The organism is Ferruginibacter sp., assembly GCF_014377975.1.
Classification (GTDB): Bacteria; Bacteroidota; Bacteroidia; order Chitinophagales; family Chitinophagaceae; genus Ferruginibacter.
Map to the genome: position 1 here is coordinate 14,047 of NZ_JACMOO010000285.1, position 20,270 is coordinate 34,316.

General features: G+C 37.5%; 17 protein-coding genes, 1 tRNA gene and 1 riboswitch. Of the genes, 7 read left to right on the forward strand and 11 right to left on the reverse strand.

Annotated elements, in window-relative coordinates; genetic code table 11:
• Positions 1–43 precede the first annotated feature (43 nt).
• Entirely contained in the window at positions 44–3,091 is a 3,048-nt protein-coding gene (locus H7254_RS14755) for a tetratricopeptide repeat protein (RefSeq protein WP_301933685.1), read from the reverse strand.
• Between the two features lie 361 nt (positions 3,092–3,452).
• Between H7254_RS14755 and H7254_RS14760 the strand changes: the two genes are divergently transcribed.
• Complete coding sequence (locus H7254_RS14760; protein ID WP_301924209.1) at positions 3,453–3,863, forward strand: DoxX family protein; 411 nt, start codon at positions 3,453–3,455, stop codon at positions 3,861–3,863.
• 164 nt (positions 3,864–4,027) lie between these two features.
• A complete protein-coding gene (locus H7254_RS14765; RefSeq protein WP_301924208.1) occupies positions 4,028–4,459 on the forward strand; it encodes a thioesterase family protein in 432 nt (143 codons plus the stop codon).
• 79 nt (positions 4,460–4,538) lie between these two features.
• On the opposite strand, the gene H7254_RS14770 is transcribed toward H7254_RS14765, so the two are convergent.
• Complete coding sequence (locus H7254_RS14770; RefSeq protein WP_301933686.1) at positions 4,539–4,967, reverse strand: DUF6526 family protein; 429 nt, start codon at positions 4,965–4,967, stop codon at positions 4,539–4,541.
• Between the two features lie 105 nt (positions 4,968–5,072).
• Complete coding sequence (gene dacB, locus H7254_RS14775) at positions 5,073–6,491, reverse strand: D-alanyl-D-alanine carboxypeptidase/D-alanyl-D-alanine-endopeptidase (protein WP_301933687.1); 1,419 nt, start codon at positions 6,489–6,491, stop codon at positions 5,073–5,075.
• Positions 6,492–6,535: 44 nt separating this feature from the next.
• Between dacB and H7254_RS14780 the strand changes: the two genes are divergently transcribed.
• From H7254_RS14780 to H7254_RS14795, 4 genes are all read left to right on the forward strand, one after another.
• Positions 6,536–7,798, forward strand: coding sequence for a competence/damage-inducible protein A (locus H7254_RS14780; RefSeq protein ID WP_301933688.1), 1,263 nt, complete (start codon positions 6,536–6,538; stop codon positions 7,796–7,798).
• A gap of 188 nt (positions 7,799–7,986) precedes the next feature.
• Entirely contained in the window at positions 7,987–9,339 is a 1,353-nt protein-coding gene (locus H7254_RS14785) for a dihydrolipoamide acetyltransferase family protein (protein ID WP_301933689.1), read from the forward strand.
• Positions 9,340–9,576: 237 nt separating this feature from the next.
• On the forward strand, positions 9,577–10,149 hold the full coding sequence (locus tag H7254_RS14790; protein ID WP_301933690.1) for an RNA polymerase sigma factor: 573 nt from the start codon (positions 9,577–9,579) through the stop codon (positions 10,147–10,149).
• Complete coding sequence (locus tag H7254_RS14795; RefSeq protein WP_301933691.1) at positions 10,139–10,573, forward strand: hypothetical protein; 435 nt, start codon at positions 10,139–10,141, stop codon at positions 10,571–10,573. The genes H7254_RS14790 and H7254_RS14795 overlap by 11 nt, the downstream gene beginning before the upstream one ends.
• A gap of 51 nt (positions 10,574–10,624) precedes the next feature.
• On the opposite strand, the gene H7254_RS14800 is transcribed toward H7254_RS14795, so the two are convergent.
• The 6 genes from H7254_RS14800 to H7254_RS14825 all read right to left on the reverse strand — a co-directional run bounded on the left by H7254_RS14800 (position 10,625) and on the right by H7254_RS14825 (position 15,414).
• Positions 10,625–10,969: a hypothetical protein gene (locus tag H7254_RS14800; RefSeq protein WP_301933692.1), complete on the reverse strand. Its 345-nt coding sequence runs from the start codon at positions 10,967–10,969 to the stop codon at positions 10,625–10,627.
• A 123-nt stretch (positions 10,970–11,092) separates the two neighbouring features.
• Positions 11,093–12,397, reverse strand: a complete 1,305-nt coding sequence (der, locus tag H7254_RS14805; RefSeq protein WP_301933693.1) for a ribosome biogenesis GTPase Der — start codon at positions 12,395–12,397, stop codon at positions 11,093–11,095.
• Between the two features lie 111 nt (positions 12,398–12,508).
• Positions 12,509–13,375 carry a GTPase Era gene (gene era / locus H7254_RS14810; protein ID WP_301933694.1) on the reverse strand — a complete coding sequence of 289 codons (867 nt, stop codon included), beginning with the start codon at positions 13,373–13,375 and terminating at the stop codon, positions 12,509–12,511.
• Positions 13,376–13,504: 129 nt separating this feature from the next.
• Positions 13,505–13,576, reverse strand: a tRNA-Met gene (locus H7254_RS14815).
• 367 nt (positions 13,577–13,943) lie between these two features.
• Positions 13,944–14,666: a head GIN domain-containing protein gene (locus tag H7254_RS14820; RefSeq protein WP_301933695.1), complete on the reverse strand. Its 723-nt coding sequence runs from the start codon at positions 14,664–14,666 to the stop codon at positions 13,944–13,946.
• 19 nt (positions 14,667–14,685) lie between these two features.
• Positions 14,686–15,414, reverse strand: a complete 729-nt coding sequence (locus H7254_RS14825) for a head GIN domain-containing protein (RefSeq protein WP_301933696.1) — start codon at positions 15,412–15,414, stop codon at positions 14,686–14,688.
• Positions 15,415–15,521: 107 nt separating this feature from the next.
• Positions 15,522–15,617, forward strand: a riboswitch (TPP riboswitch).
• A gap of 37 nt (positions 15,618–15,654) precedes the next feature.
• Between H7254_RS14825 and H7254_RS14830 the strand changes: the two genes are divergently transcribed.
• Complete coding sequence (locus tag H7254_RS14830; protein ID WP_301933698.1) at positions 15,655–17,820, forward strand: TonB-dependent receptor; 2,166 nt, start codon at positions 15,655–15,657, stop codon at positions 17,818–17,820.
• Between the two features lie 395 nt (positions 17,821–18,215).
• Here the strand turns inward: H7254_RS14830 and H7254_RS14835 are convergent, their stop codons facing one another.
• Positions 18,216–19,643, reverse strand: coding sequence for an ATP-binding protein (locus tag H7254_RS14835; protein ID WP_301933699.1), 1,428 nt, complete (start codon positions 19,641–19,643; stop codon positions 18,216–18,218).
• Positions 19,644–19,831: 188 nt separating this feature from the next.
• Positions 19,832–20,269 carry a response regulator gene (locus H7254_RS14840; protein ID WP_301933700.1) on the reverse strand — a complete coding sequence of 146 codons (438 nt, stop codon included), beginning with the start codon at positions 20,267–20,269 and terminating at the stop codon, positions 19,832–19,834.
• Position 20,270 lies beyond the last annotated feature (1 nt).

Sequence of the window (20,270 nt, forward strand, 5' to 3'; positions counted from 1 at the left end):
TTTAAGCTGCTCTTTAATAAAAATGGTAATAGTAAAAGACGTTTTAATTTACTTTTGACGACTCTTTTTCTGCAGCCATCGCTTTATCCAGTTTTTGCTGAGCGGTTGTTTTCAATTCCGGCAGGGTAGAATTTTGAGCTACACTTTGATAAGTTGCTTTTGCATTAAAAAAATCTTTTTGCTGCATAAAAATATCACCCAATAAAATATAGCTGCTGGTAAGCCAGTAATCATAACTGCTGGTTTCTTTTATTACAACTTGTGCCGCTTTTTCTGCAGCTGTATAATTACCAATGCTAAACAAACAGTTCGCAATTTCATACCTGGCTTCTGCACCCCAGGCCGATTTATTGATAGCAGCACATGATTTGAATGAAGCAATAGCACCGTTGCAATCATTGCTTTTTTGCTGCGACTTTCCCAACACTAAAAAGGCAACCGATTTATCATCGGTACTAATACCTTTACCTTTTAACAAATCCTTTGCTACTTCATTTGCCTGGTCATATTCCTTTAACTGGTAATCGCATCTAACCAGGCCCCTTGCGGCTTCCAGCTGATTGTCCTGATTGACGGCACCTGAACGAAGCAATTCAAAAGCCTTTTTTGCATTGGGATAATCTTTTAATTCAAAATAATATATGCGGCTGGCTGCCAGCGCAGCCCTTTCAAAATATTTATTGATGCCTTTGCTGCTTACATAATTATATCCTATCAATGCATTGCTCCAGTCTTTATTTTTTGAGTAACATTCACTGCGAAAAAAGCTGGCTTCCAGTACAGAAGCGCCTACAGGAAACTGCGACAAATAATTGGTAAAGCCGGCGATAGCACCTGCACAATCGTTGCCATTGTATTTTAATTCTGCAGCCGAATAAGTAATGCCATCGGCCTCTGTTGCTGAAATATTTTTACCATTTTTACGCATCAGTTCAACGTACTCATTTGGTTTTCCGGATTCCACATAAATGCCTTTAAGGTTGTCCAGCGCTTCATCTACCTCAACCGACTGAGGGTATTGCTGTATCAGCTGCTGGTAGTTAGCCAAGGCTTGTTCGTTGTTATTGAGATTGTAATAACTAAGACCAAGTTTTAAATATGCTTTTGGTTTTAATCCGCCTGCACTATTATAGGTTAGTACCTTGTTTAAATAAGGAATGGCTTCGGTGAATTTTTCATCGGCCATATAAGTATTGGCTACTTCCATTGTTGCATCGGGTACCAGGCTGCTTTGCGGATACAGGCGGATTAAGCTGTTTAGACCGGCAATTTTTCCAGATGCGCTTTTTATACCCGCAATCATTGCTTTTTGAAACAGGGCATAATCACTTTGTGTCAATCCCTTGCTGATTACAATATCATACATGCTGCTGGCTTTGGAAAAATCTTTTACCATAAAATAATTATCCGCACTTCTTACATAAGCATCCTGTTCAACAGGAGTGGCTGTGATAGCTGATTTGGCTATAGCTTCAAAATTAGCCAGCGATTGCCTGTAGTTTTCCTTTTTCATCCAGCAATACCCAAGATCGTATTTTGCAGTGGCAGGTGTTGCTTCGCCTTGCGCAACAGCACCACTTTGTAAATAAAAAGATAAATACCGGATGGCTGCATCATAATCAGGTATGCGGTAAGCAATTTCTCCCTTCCAGAAATTAGCATACGGTGTAATAGATGAAGCTGGAAGTTTTAATATTTTTGAAAATAATTCATCGGCCTGTATTATTTGCTGATCGTTAAAATACTCAATAGCACGGCCATATAAAATACGCGGATAAACATTTTGCATGGCAGCGGTTGGTTTACTAAACGACTCATATAAAGTAAGCGCATCATTAAAATTATTAGTATTCGCCAGCAGGCCTACTAAAATTTCTTTTGCCTCGTTGGTAGAAATTGAATTGGGATAATTATTTAAAAAATTTCTCATTTCATTCAGGGCTACATCCGGGTAGCCAAGATCGTACGATAACTTGGCATAATTGAACAATGAAATTTCCTGTTGTTTTTTATTACTGCTGTTATTGGCACAATATTGAAAAGCCGTTCTTGCATTTGCTTTTTGATTGGTTCTTAAATAACAATCGCCCAGCAGGTACATCGAATTTTGTCCCAACGAATCCTGCTCATTGCTGAGTTGTTTAAAGCCCTCAATTGCTTTGTTCAATTGTTTAGCTTCATAATAACAATAACTCAATTCATACAAATCTTCCTTGCTTACCTTTTTTGTATTTTTTACATAATATTCCAGTAGTGGCAGAGCTTTTGCGTAATTCTTTCTTTCAAAATACATCTGTCCCAGCAACTGTTTCATTTCTTTATCATAATACAAACCTCCCCTGCTTAAAGTGCTTTCGCCATACCGTAAACTCTCCTCCTTTTTATTTTGAAAATAATAGATTTCGGCAATGTAGTAAGGTACCACACTTTTATATTCATCTTTCATTTCTACCAGCTTAAACGATTTTAATGCATCTGCATAACTGCGGTCGTAATAACTTATAAAACCGTAATAATAATTGGCAGGAATGTAATATTTATTTTCAGGCAGCTGGTGAATTTCGTTAAACAAAGGTTTGGCATCTTTAAAACGTTTCAGGTTAAAATAGCAGTACCCCATTTCAAATTTTGCATCAGCAATTTCTTCATTGCTCAGGTTATCGAGCGATGCCTGTTCATAATATTTTATAGCATTGGTAAAATCATTTTTCACAAAATAAAATTTACCTAAATGATAACTCATTAATTCTAACCGGGGCTGATTGTTTATCCATTCTATGTAATGCTTTGCTTCTTCTTCTGCAATGGGCAACCCCAGTTTCAAACGGCATACGATGTAATAATAATTTACATCATCATGCAAATACACATTATTACTTTTTTGATCATCAGGATATTCTTTCTTTACCACTTCCAGTAAGGGATACGCCAGTGCATACTGCTGTTTAATAAACAATTCTTTTGCGTCTTTAAACTTTCTTTCTGCATCTGTAAAAACATGTGTGGGTTGTGCAAATACTGAAAAAGAAAAGAGTACTGCTATCAGCAGCAAAAAATAGGTTGGTTTTATCATATTGATTATATCTTTCATTATTGCTAATGGTAAAATTAACTCTATTGCCGTTTACGCAAACACCATTCCAAACCAGTTGTTAATAAGTGGATAACTGTTGCATTCAAAAGGAAATGTACAGTTGAAAGCCTGTTAAAAAAAAGGTAAAGAATAAATATCTTTTATTGCAGTTCAAAAATTTTAACCCTCATTGATTTTTATTTTTCAAATAACATTATCATTTTTATAAATTATTTGCTAACCATTTGGTTTATGACCTTCTTCATACTGCTTCTAACAACACTTTATTACATTGCAATTGATGAATACAAATATTTTTACAGTATAAATAATGATAAAGATTAAATTGCCGGAAATTTATAACGTTTAAAAAACCAGGATGAAAAAATTGTTCTCTTCAAAATACAGTGCCAATGCTGTAAATGCAGCGATGCTGGTGTTAAGACTGGGCCTTGGCATCCTGATGCTGGTGGGGCACGGGTTTCAAAAAATTACCCACTTCAGCGTTACAGCGCAACACGTGCCTAACCTGCTGGGAATGGGAACAACCGTTAATGCTTCCTTAATAATTTTCGCTGAATTTTTTTGTTCCTTGTTCTTAATACTTGGACTGTTTACAAGGTTCGCATGCATCCCTTTAATCATTGCCATGAGCGTTGCATTGTATAAAGTAAATCATCTTGATTTTTTTGGACAAGGGCATGCAGCTGCTTTATACCTTACAGGTTTTGTTGCTATTTTATTAATTGGTCCTGGTAAAGTGAGTGTAGATGGAATGATGGGGAAATAGAGTTAATTGGCCGGATTTAATTAGCTAATTAGCACATGTGCTAATATGCCAATCAAATACCGCAGCATTCATAATTTTAATTCACTAATTTACTTTTTCCCTAAAATACAGCTGAATTCAGCAATTAATAAATCATCAAATTAGCACATCAGCACATTATCAATATGTATACTACAGAAACTCAAATAAGAATTCATTATGCCCTTACAGACCAGATGGGAGTGGTTTACCATGGCCATTATGCTGAGTTTTACGAAATAGGAAGGGCCGAAGCAATCAGGGAACTGGGGTATAGCTATAAAGATATTGAAGCCATGGGCATTATTATGCCTGTAGTAGATATCCACAGCCGTTTTTTAAGACCGGCAAAATATGATGACTTAATAATGGTTAAAACTATATTGAGAGAATTACCAGTACACCACAAAATTGTCTTTCATTCAGAAATTTACAATGAAGCAGGCGATCTTTTAAACACCGGTGATGTAACACTTTATTTTATGGAAGCAAAGCATATGAAGCGCTGCGAAATGCCCGCTGCGCTGAAAGAAAAGTTAGTGGGGTATTTTACGGAATCTGTTGATAAGACAAATTAAATATTGACGTTACCAACGTTGACACACATTTTGATTCCATTTTATACAACTGCTTAATCCGCATTAATTTTGCGCAAAATTAAGCCCGGTGATGATCACCCTTCCATTGCTGAATAGCCAGTTTAATTTCTTTGGCCGACATATTTTCATCCACTACTTTTTTTGACAGCCCTATGTATTCATCATCACCGGCAAAACGCAACGCAATAATTTGTGACATGGTTAAACGGCTGTCCTGTTGCTTTCCGGCAGCAAGATAATACCTGAAATTTTCTTCTGCCCTGATGGCCCTGTCCTGCACTTTTAATACAGAACCACGTACAATAAATGCCAGCACAAGGGTAGCAAAAGAAAGCGCTACCAGCAAAGAAGCTGAATAAATATTTGCAGGTTCAGAATGAAAAACATTCACTATTGAACCAATAAAAACAAATAACAGCAAGGGAACTATTACAAAATGAAATGCGGGAACAAACTTGCTGTGATTTTTATAATTCTGTTTGGACATATAATTAGTTTAGATACGAAATACAGCCATTCATTTCAATAAAAAAAATAAACCTTTATTTCTTGTAAAAATCATTATGTATTCAGAGGTATTGTTATGGAGTCATCACTTCATAACATCCAGAAGCTTCCATATTTTTTCTCTGACAGTGCCAGGATTGCCATCAAAATTATTTACCATAAAACAAAAAGTATAAGTAGTGCCATTGTTGCTGCTGACATAACCAGCGTACGTTCTAACGCCATTGATATAGCCATCCTTCATAGTAATGTTATTGATTACGGGTAAGGATTTATAAAAAGATGAATACCATTTTTGTTGCCGGGCATAATTTAAAATAGTAACCAATGCATTGGCCGTAACCCTGTTGGCAGGCGATAAACCGCTACCATCAATAATATTTAATGAGGGAGGATCAATCCCTCTTTTACTCCAAAAATCTTTTATAATAATTACACCATCCCCGGTAGTGCCTTTGCCCGCTTTTACGGCAGCGATTGTTTTTACCAGTGCTTCTCCAAAAAGATTCACACTTTTTTTAAGGAACCAGTAATTAATAGAATCCAATGAAGGTGATACAATTGAATCGAGGCGTATGCCATTGGGAATAAATAGTGCTTGATTGTTAACCAGGTGTTCTGTGTAACTCCAGTTTTTTTCCTGCACCTGAATACCATTGTTCTTTAAATACGCATCAACCGTTTGTAAAAAAAGGTTTGGCGGATCTGGTATGGAACCTGAAATGGTAAATCCATTTACCGTTGGAGGTACCGTTCCTTTGGCAATAATATTTTTCACAAACGGTGCTGAAAAAAGATACCCATTGTCGCCACTTCCTTTCTCGCCCGTTTTTACAAAATTAATAAATGACCAGGTCGATAAAACTGCCGCTGGCTGTGTTGCAATAATCGTGGTTGCATCATTTGCATTATTGCCTGTTTTAAAGGTTACATCAAACTGGTTTTCCCGCCAGTTAAGTCCCCAAACACCGGCACCGTAATAATTGCCTATATCTTCCCAAATCCAACCTTTCGGTATCGCATCCAGTAAAAAAAAATGATCGTCGGCTACTATACCTCCTGCAATTGACTGTATATTATTTTTTTGAAGACATGCTGCAATTTTTTTAAGTACATTTTCCTCTGAAGAGCCTTTCCAGCGTGAACTTCCAAGCGTTGGATCGCCGCTGCCAGCAACATACAGGTTGCCTTGTAAAATACCATTTTTTATTGGCTGGTCATGTGTTAAATAAGTTTTGTAACGGTAATCATTTCCCAGTAACTCAAAAGAGGTAGCACTGGTTATAATTTTCTGGCAACTGGCCGGTGCAAGGCCAATACTACTGTTTTTATCAAATACAATTTTGCCTGTCTTATTATCTACTACATACATGCTGATAATGGCATGTTTAAACTGCTCATCGGCTTCCAGTTTTTTTACACTGGCAGCCAGTTGAGTAGTTATGTTTTGTCCAAACAAAATTACAGGCAACCACCCATAAATAAATAAACAAACTGTTTTCATACATGAATTATCTTGCACTAAAATTAATCTTTTTTTTTACGAGTATGACACAAGCAAGCATCATTACAATAGGTGATGAATTATTAATAGGACAAGTGATTGATACCAACAGTGCCTGGATGGCACAGCAACTAAACATTGCAGGCATTAAAGTGTTGCGGCGTGTTGCAGTAGGCGATATGTGGGATGAAATTTGGAAAGCACTGGATGAGGAAAGTAAACATGCAGATATAATTCTTATTACCGGAGGCCTTGGCCCTACTGCAGATGATATTACCAAACCTTTACTTAATAAATATTTTAACGGTAAACTGGTAATAGATGAAGGTGCCTTAAAAAATGTAAAACATATTTTTGAAAGGGTGCTTAACCGGCCCATGATTGAAAGCAATTTTAAACAAGCTGAAGTTCCGGATACCTGCAAAGTTATTTTAAACAAAAGAGGAACTGCCCCTGGCATGTGGTTTGAAAAAGAAGGAAAAGTGTACGTAAGCATGCCGGGTGTACCGTATGAAATGAAGGGAATGATGGAGGATTATGTTATTCCGCAACTAAGCACGCATTTTATATTTCCACACATCACCCACCGCACTTTATTAACGGCTGGCATTGGAGAATCTTTTTTAGCAGAGCAAATAAAACAATTTGAAACCGGATTGCCTGCACATATCAAACTGGCCTATTTACCCAACTATGGCATGGTGCGTTTACGGTTATCGTCTGTAGGTTTTGACCGGGTGGCAGTGGAAAAAGAAATACAGGAATATTTTGAAACCCTGCAGCAACAGGTAAAAGAATTTCTGGTTACAAACCTGGATGAACCAATGGAAAAGGTAACTGGGAAACTTCTGGCTGCAAAAAACAAAACCATGTGTACTGCGGAAAGCTGCACTGGTGGCTATATTGCGCATTTACTAACCACAATCCCCGGAGCATCTGCCTTTTACGATGGCAGCGTGGTAAGTTATTCTTATAAAGCCAAAGAGGATTTATTACAGGTATCTAAAGAAACTTTGGAAACCAAGGGAGCAGTAAGCGAAGAGGTAGTAATGCAAATGGCAAAGGGTGCATTGGCAGCCATACAATCAGATTACGTGATTGCCGTTTCCGGTATCATGGGGCCTGATGGTGGCCTGCCCGATAAACCCGTTGGTACGGTATGGATTGCGGTTGGCAACAAAAATAAAATAGATGCACATAAATTATATTTTCGTTTCGATAGGGCAAGAAATGTTCAGCTTACTGCAACCCATGCTTTAAATCTGCTTAGGAAATTTATTTTGACAGATACAGAATCTGTTCCTTAGCAAACAGCGTATTAGCGGAAATAATTATCTTTGACGCTTACAACAATGATTGCTGTATTTTTAGTGTAAGGGCGGGAGTATATTTTGTCCGGGCATTTATTTTTCAAATTAACATCGTTGCATCGCCCTCTTGTACCATATACCTGTTGGGGATCACTCATTCAATTCTAATCTTTAATATAAACAGCATGGCACTTGTAGATTTAATAATGCCCAAACTAGGTGAAAGCATCATGGAAGCAACCATTTTGAAATGGCATAAAAAACCAGGCGATACCATAAAAGAAGATGAAACTGTACTGGATATTGCTACAGATAAAGTGGACAGCGAAGTGCCTTCTACAACTGCCGGTGTGCTGGAACAAATTTTATTTAGTGAAAACGATGTTGTTCCTATCGGGGCCGTTATTGCAAAAATAAGGGCAGGTACAGATTCGGCTGTAACCCAATCACAGCCAACAGCACCAGCATCACAACCCGAATACGAAGAAGCAAAATTAATTGAAGAAGTTCCTTACCAGCCATCACAGTTTATTGTACAACCTTCTGCTGCTGCTGGTAAAACTGCATTAAAATTCTACTCTCCACTGGTGCTGAATATTGCACAACAGGAAGGCATTACCATGGTAGAACTGGAAAAAATTGAAGGTACAGGGCAAGACGGCAGGGTTAGTAAAAAAGATATTTTAGCATACGTTTCGGCAAAGGCATCCGGCAATTATCCAGCGGTAACTGTTTATCAAAAAAAGGAGGTCATTGCAGAAAATGAAATACCTAATAACGAGGTTGCGGTAAGCAGTACTGCGCAGGTAATGACGGGAAGCTACACAGGCAATATAGAAATAATAGAAATGGACCGCATGCGCAAACTGATTGCAAAACATATGGTTGACAGTAAAAATACCAGTGCCCATGTAACCAGCTTTGCAGAATGTGATGTAACCAATCTTGTTTTGTGGAGAGAAAAAATTAAAAAAGATTTTGAAAAAAGAGAGGGCGAAAAAATAACCTATACCCCTTTGTTTATAGAAGCCATTGTAAAGAGTATTAAAAAATATCCCCTGCTAAGCAGTTCTATAGACGGTGATAAAGTAATTATTAAAAAAGATTTAAACATTGGTATGGCCACCGCTTTACCCAATGGTAACCTGATTGTACCCGTTATAAAAAATGCAGACCAATTAAACCTTACCGGGTTAACCAAACAGGTAAATAATCTGGCCAATGCAGCAAGAACGGGCAAATTAAAACCAGATGATACCAATGGAGGAACTTTTACCTTAACCAATATAGGTAGTTTTGGAAGTATTATGGGAACGCCTATTATTAACCAGCCCCAGGTTGCCATCATGGCTGTAGGCGCTATTAAAAAAAGAGCGATGGTTATTGAAACACCTCAGGGCGACAGCATTGCCATCCGCCACATGATGTACATTTCATTAAGCTACGATCACCGGATTATTGATGGCGCACTGGGCTCTACTTTTTTAAATGCTGTTTCAAAAGAACTGGAAAATTTTGATGGTAACCGTAGTATTTAAATTTTGAGTTCCTGTTCAATTTCGCATTAAAATTTTATTGGTTTTAAATTATTCCCTGCTAAATTTTGTAATGTTAGATCTTTATATTTCCCACTTAAAGGCAAATTATCCCTGGCGGGAAAGTTATCAAATTAATCATTGCCAGTAAGCTTACCATAAGACAATAAGATTTTTTTACCTGAACGCAGCTTATGGAATTTTATTAAGTTTACATCTTAATTTGTATACCTGACAACTTTGAACCCGGACAAATACAAACATATAGACGACGGCGAACTGCTTAAACAATTTTATGCAGATAAAAACAATGAGTGGCTTGGCATATTGCTTCAACGCTATACCTTATTGTTACTAGGTGTTTGCATGAAGTATTTAAAAAACGAAGAAGAAGCAAAAGATGGTGTGCAGCAGGTTTTTTTAAAAGCCATTACAGAGCTGCACAAATACAAAGTAGATTATTTTAAAAGCTGGCTGTACATGGTAGCAAAAAACCATTGCCTGATGAAGCTAAGAAATAAAGCACAACAGTCTTTGGAAATAAATGAAAAGCTTTTGGCTACACCCGATGAAGCAGAAGATAAAAATAAATTTGTGGCCCGGGATATTGCGCTAACCCAAATGGAAACCGCTTTACAGCAATTGAATGCGGAGCAGCAACAATGCATAACTTTGTTTTACCTGCATAAAAAAAGTTATCATGAAATAACTGCACAAACGGGGTATAGTTTACTGCAGGTAAAAAGCAATATTCAAAACGGAAAACGAAATTTAAAAATAATGCTGGAGCGTTTACAACAACATGAACAATGATTTAAAAGACATATTATCCAACAGCAATAAAGATATTGATAACCAGCAATTGATGGATTACCTGAGTCATCATATATCCCAGGCAGATATGCATGAGCTTGAAAAAAGCATGGCAGAAGATGATTTTATAAATGATGCAGTGGAAGGTCTGCAGGAAATTAAACCTACCAAAAATCTGCAGATATATGTTGAACAACTAAACAAGGATCTTCAAAAACAGGTTATAAAAAATAAAAGCCGGCGTTTAAAAAGAAGGATAAAAGATCAGCCGTATACCTATTTTGCGATTATCCTCATTTTATTACTTGTAATAATTGGTTATATCGTATTGAAAAGAAATAATCGTCCCCTGCCTGCTATAAATAAAATAACAGCAATTCAAAAAACTACCGCACAAATAATCAGTAAAACATGGCTAAACTAAAAGGTCCTCCTGAAAAATTCAGGAGGACCTTTATCATTTATTTTGTAATGCTTAGTGTTTAACAGCTTCTTTAGCCTTATCCACCATTTTATCAGCACCAGCTTTCATTTTGTCTGCGCCTTCTTTAGCTTTATCCGCCATTTTATCAGCAGCGTTATTTACCATCTTACTAGCACTATCCGCAGCTTTATTAACCATTTTGTTGGCACTATCAGCAACATTGTTCATCATTTTTTTAGCAGTATCAACTGTAGCTGATGCAGCTTTTGAAGCAGAATCAGCAGCAGCAGTAGCAGCTTTTGCAGAATCAGCAGCAGATGCAGGTGTAGATTCGGTACCATTGTTACAAGCGGTCATTGACACTGTAACAGCAAGAATAGCAATTAATTTTTTCATTGTAGTTTTTTTTGTTTTTAAATTTCGCTGCGAATATACTATCTTTTTTTAATTAGTCAAATATATTTACATAGTCCAACATAAACGTACTTAAAGCAATAAAAGTACAAGTGACTAATAAATTTATTTTTTTCTGAAAAATATTCTGACTGGTACGCCGGTAAATTTAAAATTAAGCCTCAACTGGTTTTCTAAATAATTTTTATAAGGTGTTTTAACATCATCAGGATAATTACAGAAAAATGCAAAGGAGGGCACTACAACCGGCAATTGGGTAACATATTTAATCTTAACCTGGCTGCCTCTAACTACAGGCGGATGATACGCTTCTACCGCTTTCAACATTTTATCATTCAGTTTGGAAGTAGCTATCTTTTGTTTACGGCTATCATACACTTCAAGCGCAACTTCCATTGCTTTAAATATCCTGGTTTTTTCAAGAGCCGAAATAAAAATAATAGGCAGATCACTAAAAGGTGCAAAGCGTTTTTTTAATTCTACTTCATAATCCCGGGCAGTATTGGTTTCTTTGGGCATTACATCCCACTTGTTCACCAATACAACAATACCTTTTCCTTTTTTTACAGCCATAGCAAATATGGAAAGATCCTGGGCGGCAATTCCTTTTTCAGCATCCAGTAACAGTAAACAAACATCCGCTTCATCTACTGCTTTTATTGCCCGTATTACAGAATAAAATTCAAGATCCTCATTTACTTTTGCTTTACGGCGGATGCCTGCTGTATCTATTAAAACAAATTCTTTATTAAATAAATTATAGTGGGTGTGAATGGTATCTCTTGTTGTACCTGCTATCTCACTTACAATAGTACGCTCCTGCCCCGTTAAGGCATTTAGCAAAGAGGATTTACCTACATTGGGCTGCCCGATGATGGCAAACTTGGGTAAATTCTTTTCTTCTTCTGCAGGTTCATCTACAATCAGGTCCGTCAACTCATCTAGTAAATCGCCCGTTCCTGTACCGCTGATGGAGGACAAAAAGTGTATCTTATCAAAACCAAGACTATAAAATTCGGAAGCTTCCAGTAATCTGTCGTGATTATCAACTTTATTAACTACCAAAAAAACCGGTTTAGCCGTTTTGCGCAGCATTTGAGTCATCGCTTCATCAAGGTCAGTAATGCCGGTTGCTACATCCACCATAAAAATAATGGCATCTGCTTCCTCCACCGCTATCAAAACCTGCTTGCGGATTTCCCTTTCAAAAATATCCTGGCTTTTTGGTACAAAACCACCGGTATCAATCACATTAAATGATTTACCATTCCAATCGGCTATACCGTACTGACGGTCACGGGTAACGCCACTTACATCATCCACAATGGCCTTGCGTTCTTCCAACATCCTGTTAAAAAAAGTACTTTTACCAACATTGGGTCTTCCTACTATTGCTACTGTAAAACTCATCTTTATTATTTGATAATTTATTATTTGATAATTTATTAATTGATAATTAATGGAAAAATGAAAACCTGTTTGAAAAAAATTTACAATAACCCATTATTCAATTATCCATTATTAATACCCGTATTCTTTTAGCTGCATTTCATTGTCCCGCCATTTAGGACGAACTTTTACAAACAGTTCTAAAAATACTTTACTGCCTAAAAATTCTTCGATATCTTTTCTTGCCAGTGTACCCAGCTGTTTAATCATTTTACCACCTTCACCCAGGATAATTCCTTTTTGTGTATCTCTTTGTACAATGATATCTGCCCCAACTTTTATCAGCGTTGATTTTTCTTTAAACTCCTGTACCAACACAGTTGCGTGGTAGGGAATTTCTTCTCCATACAATAAAAATATTTTTTCTCTGATGAGTTCACTTACAAAAAATTTTGTTGGTAAATCACTAATGTCATCTCCTTCATAAAAAGGGGCACCTTCCGGCAACATGTCAATAATAATTGCCAACAGGTTTTCAATACCTTTTTTCTTTAATGCGGAAATGACAATTACCTGCCTGCAGTAAGGCTGTTGTTCAAAAAAATGGGTGGCTTTTATAATATTTTCTTCACTCACCGCATCTGCCTTGTTTAAAATTACCAGTGCCGGAACTTTCAATCTTAATTGCGAAAAAATTAAATTACTTTCTTCGGGGTTTTCCCTGGCATCCGTCATCAACAAAGCAATATCGGCATCTTCTAAACTTCCTTTTACTGCCTGCATCATTTTTTCGTGCAGCTTGTATTTGGGTTCGATTATACCCGGTGTATCAGAAAAAATAATCTGGTGACCTGATCCTGTTAAAATTGCTTTAATACGATGCCGCGTAGTTTGTACCTTATGAGATACAATAGCGAGCTTTTCGCCAATGAGCGCATTAAGCAATGTACTTTTACCTGCATTGGGCTTTCCAAAAATATTTACGAAACCTGATTTCATGTATGACCTTTAAAGGCAAGTCTTAATAAGACTTTGATAACCGCATACAAACAGACTGGAGGAGGTGATCAAATTCATCAGCAACTTGCCAAGAATAAAAAAGGCTCTTGCGAGCCTTCGTGTTTTTAGTTGCGAAGAGAGGGATCGAACCTCTGACCTTCGGGTTATGAGCCCGACGAGCTACCGCTGCTCTACTTCGCGGTGCAAAAGTAAGGGATTACACTATTGCCGCCAAATATTATACATCAGTATCTCAAATTAAATGATAAACCAAACGGTACAATGGTGCATAATGCCAGTGGCAGCATGCTTATTACTACCTGGTGGTGGCAAAAAAATAAAATAAAAGGAAGATGAAACACACAGCCCCTGCCCGCAGGAACCGATTAAACTTATCATCACCAGCACTTGTATGCCGGAGATAAAGAAGAAATCAGCAACCCGTTATAAGGATAAAATAACGGAGATGGCGGATGATATGAAAGACCGGCTGACCATCATCAACATAAAATCAGGTTGATCGTTGGTATTATGAACCGGTCAACCTGATTACGTTTTATAGCAAATATTATTTTCCTTTTCTGCCAATGCTGCTGGCACCGCTGCTGTGCTGGTTTTTTATCACCGCGTTTCCCCTGTAAGAAATATCGCTGGCACCGCTGGCATCGGCTGATATTTCTTTATTTACTGTAATATGGATGTCAGAGGCGCCGGATGCTTTTGCGTTGCAAATATCTGTAACAAGGTTGTAGCCTTTAAAGTCGCTGGCGCCGGTAGAATATATACTCACCGTGTTGGTAACACCACTGATGGTTGCATCGGAAGCACCACTTAATTCGATTATAAGGTCGTTTACTTTTACGGCACCTTTAAAATCACTGGCGCCGCTCATATCCAACGCTAATGAAGGCACATTGATGGTGCCGGCAAGCTGCACATCGCTTGCCCCTGAGGCCTGAAGCTTTTCTAAATTTTTGAAGGAAACATACACTTTCAACTTTTTATTTCCCCCGCTCCACATTTTGTCTCCTTCATAATATATTTTCAGGGTATTGTTTTCCACCACGGTTTTAATATGCTCTTTATATTTATCTTCAGCAGCACTAACGGCAATTGATTCGGCGTCAAACTGGGAAAGATACAGATCAATACCACCAGATATTTTGATTGCATTAAAACTTCCAGTCAATGTTCTAAGTTGTGCATTGGCATCGTTTACAAATACTTTATTTTGCCCCTGCCCTGCTACAGTAGCCGTAAGGATTGCCAGAGATAAAATTATCTTTTTCATATTTGGATTTTTAATACAATTAGATAGACTCTTTTTTTACCATACCGCCGCTTGAAACACTTAAATCCTTCATCACGGCATTGCCTTTGTAACGAATGCCACCACCACTGTTTGCTTTGGCGTTTAATTCTTTGTTAACTGTAATTCTTACTCCGCCGCCACTGGTTGCTTTTGCCTCGCAAAAATCAACAGCCAGATCGTATCCTTTAAAAATGGCACCGCTGCTTACATCTACCTGCAGTTTTTCTGTTTTGCCTGATAGGTCAATTTCTGATCCGCTGTTTTGCGAAATTGCCATTTCGCCTACATTTACGTGCCCGCTAAAATGTGCACCGCTGGTAAATGTACATTGCAATTTATTTACAGAAACAGTACTTTTTAAAATTACGTCAGCCCCTGAAGATGCATAAATTTTTTCGAGCGCTTTAAAAGAAACATATGCGTTCAGTTTTCTTTTTTCGCTGTACAACCAACTTAAACCACTTTTATCAAAATAAATTTTTAAGGTACCGTTTTCTACAACCGTTTTAAACCGTTCCATATACTTTTCTTCTGAAGCGCTTACTGCAACAGACTCTTCGTTGCCCTGAGTAAGATACAAATTAATACCGTCGGACACGGTGATGGCAGTAAAGCCGGCTATTACTGTACGTTGTTGCGCATTGGCATCATTTACCGCTACCTTATCCTGGGCAAATGTGCTTAAATTGATTAATGTAATAATTAGTGCGATTACTATTTGTTTCATGGTAATTTTTTTAGTAATACGCTTACTGTAAACTATTTGTTACACAAAAGATGAAAATAATTTAAAACTCCTTTACCTTCGTTCTTCAAAACTGTTCTTATTCATCGTCTGAATTTCCGGGGTGCTTCTTTAATAGAGGCTGAGATAATACCCGTTAACCTGCTCAGGATAATGCCTGCGAAGGGAGCAATAATTCACATCGGATCGTCATCCGGATGTTCAGCACAAAATTTTATTGAAATGAAAAAACTACTAATGAGTGGTATGCTTTGTGCTATGGCAATTAAAACAATTGCCCAGGAAATTAAAAAATTTAATGACACTTCGTTTATGCAGCCGGTGGAAGTTACTGCCATCAGGGCAAATGATAAAGCGCCCTTTGCCAAAACAAATCTTACCAAAAAAGACATTGAAAAAAATAATCTTGGCCAGGATTTGCCGTACCTGCTAAATCAAACGCCTTCCGTAATTATTAATTCGGATGCAGGCAATGGCGTAGGTTATACCGGCATCCGCATTCGTGGTACAGATGCAAGCCGCATCAACGTTACGCTCAACGGCATCCCCTATAACGATGCAGAAAGCCAGGGCACTTATTTTGTAGATCTGCCCGACATTGCTTCCTCCGCCAATAGCATTCAAATACAGCGTGGGGTGGGAACCAGCAGCAACGGCGCGGGATCTTTTGGTGGCAATATCAACTTATCTACCAACGAAATAAATGAAAAACAATACACCGAACTAAACAATAGCTACGGTAGTTACAACACCTGGAAAAATACCCTGAAATTTGGCACCGGTATCATCGGAAAACATTTTACCATCGACGGCAGACTGAGCCAAATCAGTAGTAACGGCTATATTGACCGGGCCAAAACCAACCTGAAATCTTTTTATTTTAGTACTGCCTGGGTAGATGAAAAAAATTCACTACGACTCAATATTTTTTCGGGTAAAGAAAAAACCTACCAGGCATGGAACGGTGTTCCGGAAGCATTACTGAAAACAGATCGTACTTATAATATTTCAGGGCAGGAACAGCCGGGAACACCTTACCCAAATGAAACTGATAATTACACCCAGACTCATTACCAATTATTTTACAATCATCAGTTTAATAAATACCTGAAAGCAAATGCTGCAATTTTTTTAACCAAAGGAAAAGGCTATTTTGAAGAATACAGGGCAGATCAAAGCTTGTCGGCCTATGGCTTACCTGAATATATTGTTGGCACCGACACAACTAAAAATACTGATATGGTAAGGCGCGAATGGCTTGACAATAATTTTTATGGAACCATATTTTCTTTACAATACAAAAAAGAAAATACCCAGCTAACTTTTGGGGGAGGGTGGAATAAATACGATGGCAAACATTATGGAGAGATTATCCATGCTGTAGTACAACCTGCTGTTCCATTAAATTATCGCTGGTATGGAGATTTGCCTGCGCACAAAAAAGATCTTTCTCTTTATACAAAATTTACCCAACAGGTTAGTGAACATTGGCAATTGTTTGCTGATATGCAGGTAAGAACTGTAAACTATATTATCAATGGTTTCAGGGATAATCCTCTGTTGGTTATTAAAAACAATTATACTTTTTTAAATCCAAAAATCGGGTTTACTTATACCAATAAAGAATGGCAGGCTTATGCCTCTTATGCCCGGGCGGGCAAAGAACCCAACAGGGATGATTTTGAAGCCGGCAAAACGCAGCAACCCATGCAGGAAGAATTAAATGATGTGGAACTGGGCGTAGAAAGAAAAAGCAACACCTTTTCTTTTGGGGCCAATCTTTTTTATATGAAATACCACAACCAGCTGGTATTGATTGGAAATATTAATGATGTGGGATCTTACACAAGAACCAATATTGACAACAGTTACCGTGCTGGCATTGAGTTGCAGGGAAGAGCAGTGATTACAAATTATTTAAATCTTACAGCCAACCTAACCTTAAGCGAAAATAAAATTAAAAATTTTAAAGAACTGATAGATAACTACGACAGTGGCGGAACTGTAACCAACCAATACAAAAAAACGGATATCTCGTTTTCACCAGCAGTTGTGGCCGGAGGAAGTATTAATATTATACCGGTTAAGAACGGAGAGATTAGTTTGCTGAGTAAATATGTAAGCCGTCAATACCTGGATAATACCTCTCAAAAAAGCAGGAGCCTGGAGGCTTATTATGTGCAGAATATCAGGTTAACCTATGCCCTGCCAACCATTCATTTTTTAAAGGCTGTTACATTTATTCTGCAATTAAATAATGTATTTAATAAAAAGTACGAAGCCAATGGTTATACATTCAGTTATATTTCCGGCAAATTAACTACTGAAAATTTTTATTTTCCCATGGCCCCGTTTAATTGTATGATGGGGGTAAACATCCGCTTGTAAACCAATGCCGGATGGCTGATGTCGGAAGTAGGATTTTTTATACTTCTCAGGAGCAGTCTGAAAACAATTTTTACATTACCCTATAAGTAACACAGTGGCCGGTGGGGATACCGGCCACTGTGTTAGCCGGGGTTAGAGTACGCCACTAACCGCAGGATGCGAAATGAAAATTCTGTTTTTAAACAGCTTTTCCCTTCCGGCTATTTACTGAAATATATTATTTGGATTACTGCGGAGGAAATTCGACGTTCCTGAAGTCTGCAGCATTCGTTCCAATGCCCCTACTACATGGAAACTTTAACATGAAAGACAAATTTGGTTGCACCATAGGGTTTTTAATAAGATCGCTTACCCAGCGATGATTTATTGTTTTGCAGTTTGTAATAAGCAAGTCCTTATACTTTTTGTTCAGGAAACACAACGGAAAATACGGTACCCGATTCTACCTGCGACTGCACATCTATTTTTGCATGATGGCTTTTAAGAATATTGAATGTAGTGGCCAATCCCAGGCCAATCCCATTTCGCTTGGAAGTAAAATATGGTTCAAATAATTTTTCTTTATTTTCCGGGCTGATACCGCATCCGTTATCAATTATCATTAAACTGGTTTGGTTGTTTTGAACAATGGTTTTTACTTCTATTAAACCGGTTGTATCTGGTACTGCTTCGATGGCATTTACCAATATATTTAAAATAGCCATTTCCAGTTTTGCCGCATCTGCCCTAATGATCGTATCACGCTGATCGCAATTGGTAACGAGAATGATATTACGCATTACCAGTTTATCCTTTACTGCTGCTATTACTTTATCCAGCAGGCCATGCAACGACACATCCGTTAAATTCATATCCGCCGGTCTTGAGCTTTGCAGCAGTTCCGTTATAAGATCGTTGATGCGCTGACTATTGCGCTGTATAATATCAAGTAAAAAAATATCTTCTTCGATTATGGTTGTCTCCTGCAAATTTTCTGTAGCAAGTTTAATATTGTTTAACGGGTTTCTCACTTCGTGTGCCAGGGTAAGAATAAATCGTCCGGATGCAGCCAGTTTTTCTGCCCGCTGGCTCGCTTTTTCTGCCTTTTTCAGATCCGTGATATCATGAATTATTCCCTGCATATATGGCTCATTGGCACTATCAGCTTCAATTGAAGCAGATATTAAACAAGTTTTAATTTCTTTGCCGGCAGTAATAAAATCCAGTTCAAAATTTTCTATTTCCCCGTTCGCTTTTACCTGCGTAAAAAAGTATTCCATATCCGCAGGATTTTTTAAAAAATCAGCTAAAGGTTTACCTATGCAGCTGGCTGCATCAAAATCAAGAATATCTGTAACGGCATAATTAATATTTGTAAGCGTTGTATCTGGTTTTGCAATAAAAACAATGTCTTTCGACTTTTCAAAAATACTGCGGTAACGCCGTTCGTTTTCCTGTATTATCTGCATACTACGAACGCGTTCCAGGGTATAGCGGATGGTTCGTTCCAGTTTATCTTCATCCAGTTCTGCTTTTATCAGGTAATCAAAAGCACCGGCTTTTGTGGCTTCGGTATCAATATTGTAATTACCCTTGCCGGTTAGCAAAATAATGGGCGTAAACATGTTTTTTGCTACTGCATCTTTAATAAGATCAATGCCATTTTTTGCACCAAGACTGTAGTCGCAAAAGCATAATGTATAGTTGTTGTTGCACAACTCATCCAACGCATTTGAATATCTCTGTACCCAATTGACTTCAAAGGTCCAAACAGTAATATTTTTAAAATAATTACTAATCAGTAAAAAATCATCTTCATCATCTTCCACTATTAAAATCTTCACAAGTTGGTGACGGGTGCTCATAATTGGGTGATTGATATTGTGACAGAAAATTGGAAAAATTGCAACATGGGCGAAAGCTAAAGTACGAAAGATAATTTTACCCTTATGAATTCTTCAAAATTGATGGCACAATATTTAGATAAAACCAGCGATTAATTTAACAGGGCGAAGATTTAAAAGTGATTATTTTAAATTAAAAAATCAGGAATGGAAGAAGATTGCTTTATGGCAGCAGAGGTGCTGTCTGTTAGCAACTGTTGAAGCTTATTCAGTAAATTATTGAAATCAATCGGTTTATGAAAAAAAGCAGTTGCGCCTAATTTACGGCTTCGCTCAATGGTAACATTGTCATTGGCTGTGGTAAAAATTATCACCGGTATATCTTTTAAAAATTGATCTTTTTTTATAGCACGTAAACATTCAAATCCATTCATTACAGGCATGTTGAGATCAAGAAAAATGATATCCGGGACAGGGTTGATTTTTAATTTTTCAAGGGCTTCTGCTCCATTAAAAGCAACCTCACATTTCACTAAACTATTTACCTGTTTTAAAGCCTCTTTAAAGAGCATCTGATCATCTTCATCATCATCTACCATTAATATATACTCGATAGTTTTGGTCATT

Excerpts from the sequence above, each read along its gene's own strand:
- der (WP_301933693.1), bottom strand. The coding sequence starts at position 12,397 with ATGAGTTTTACAGTAGCAATAGTAGGAAGACCCAATGTTGGTAAAAGT.
- H7254_RS14825 (WP_301933696.1), bottom strand. The coding sequence starts at position 15,414 with ATGAAACAAATAGTAATCGCACTAATTATTACATTAATCAATTTAAGC.
- H7254_RS14765 (WP_301924208.1), top strand. The coding sequence starts at position 4,028 with ATGTATACTACAGAAACTCAAATAAGAATTCATTATGCCCTTACAGAC.
- H7254_RS14840 (WP_301933700.1), bottom strand. The coding sequence starts at position 20,269 with ATGACCAAAACTATCGAGTATATATTAATGGTAGATGATGATGAAGAT.
- H7254_RS14800 (WP_301933692.1), bottom strand. The coding sequence starts at position 10,969 with ATGAAAAAATTAATTGCTATTCTTGCTGTTACAGTGTCAATGACCGCT.
- H7254_RS14820 (WP_301933695.1), bottom strand. The coding sequence starts at position 14,666 with ATGAAAAAGATAATTTTATCTCTGGCAATCCTTACGGCTACTGTAGCA.
- H7254_RS14760 (WP_301924209.1), top strand. The coding sequence starts at position 3,453 with ATGAAAAAATTGTTCTCTTCAAAATACAGTGCCAATGCTGTAAATGCA.
- H7254_RS14795 (WP_301933691.1), top strand. The coding sequence starts at position 10,139 with ATGAACAATGATTTAAAAGACATATTATCCAACAGCAATAAAGATATT.
- dacB (WP_301933687.1), bottom strand. The coding sequence starts at position 6,491 with ATGAAAACAGTTTGTTTATTTATTTATGGGTGGTTGCCTGTAATTTTG.
- era (WP_301933694.1), bottom strand. The coding sequence starts at position 13,375 with ATGAAATCAGGTTTCGTAAATATTTTTGGAAAGCCCAATGCAGGTAAA.
- H7254_RS14780 (WP_301933688.1), top strand. The coding sequence starts at position 6,536 with ATGACACAAGCAAGCATCATTACAATAGGTGATGAATTATTAATAGGA.
- H7254_RS14770 (WP_301933686.1), bottom strand. The coding sequence starts at position 4,967 with ATGTCCAAACAGAATTATAAAAATCACAGCAAGTTTGTTCCCGCATTT.
- H7254_RS14755 (WP_301933685.1), bottom strand. The coding sequence starts at position 3,091 with ATGAAAGATATAATCAATATGATAAAACCAACCTATTTTTTGCTGCTG.
- H7254_RS14830 (WP_301933698.1), top strand. The coding sequence starts at position 15,655 with ATGAAAAAACTACTAATGAGTGGTATGCTTTGTGCTATGGCAATTAAA.
- H7254_RS14785 (WP_301933689.1), top strand. The coding sequence starts at position 7,987 with ATGGCACTTGTAGATTTAATAATGCCCAAACTAGGTGAAAGCATCATG.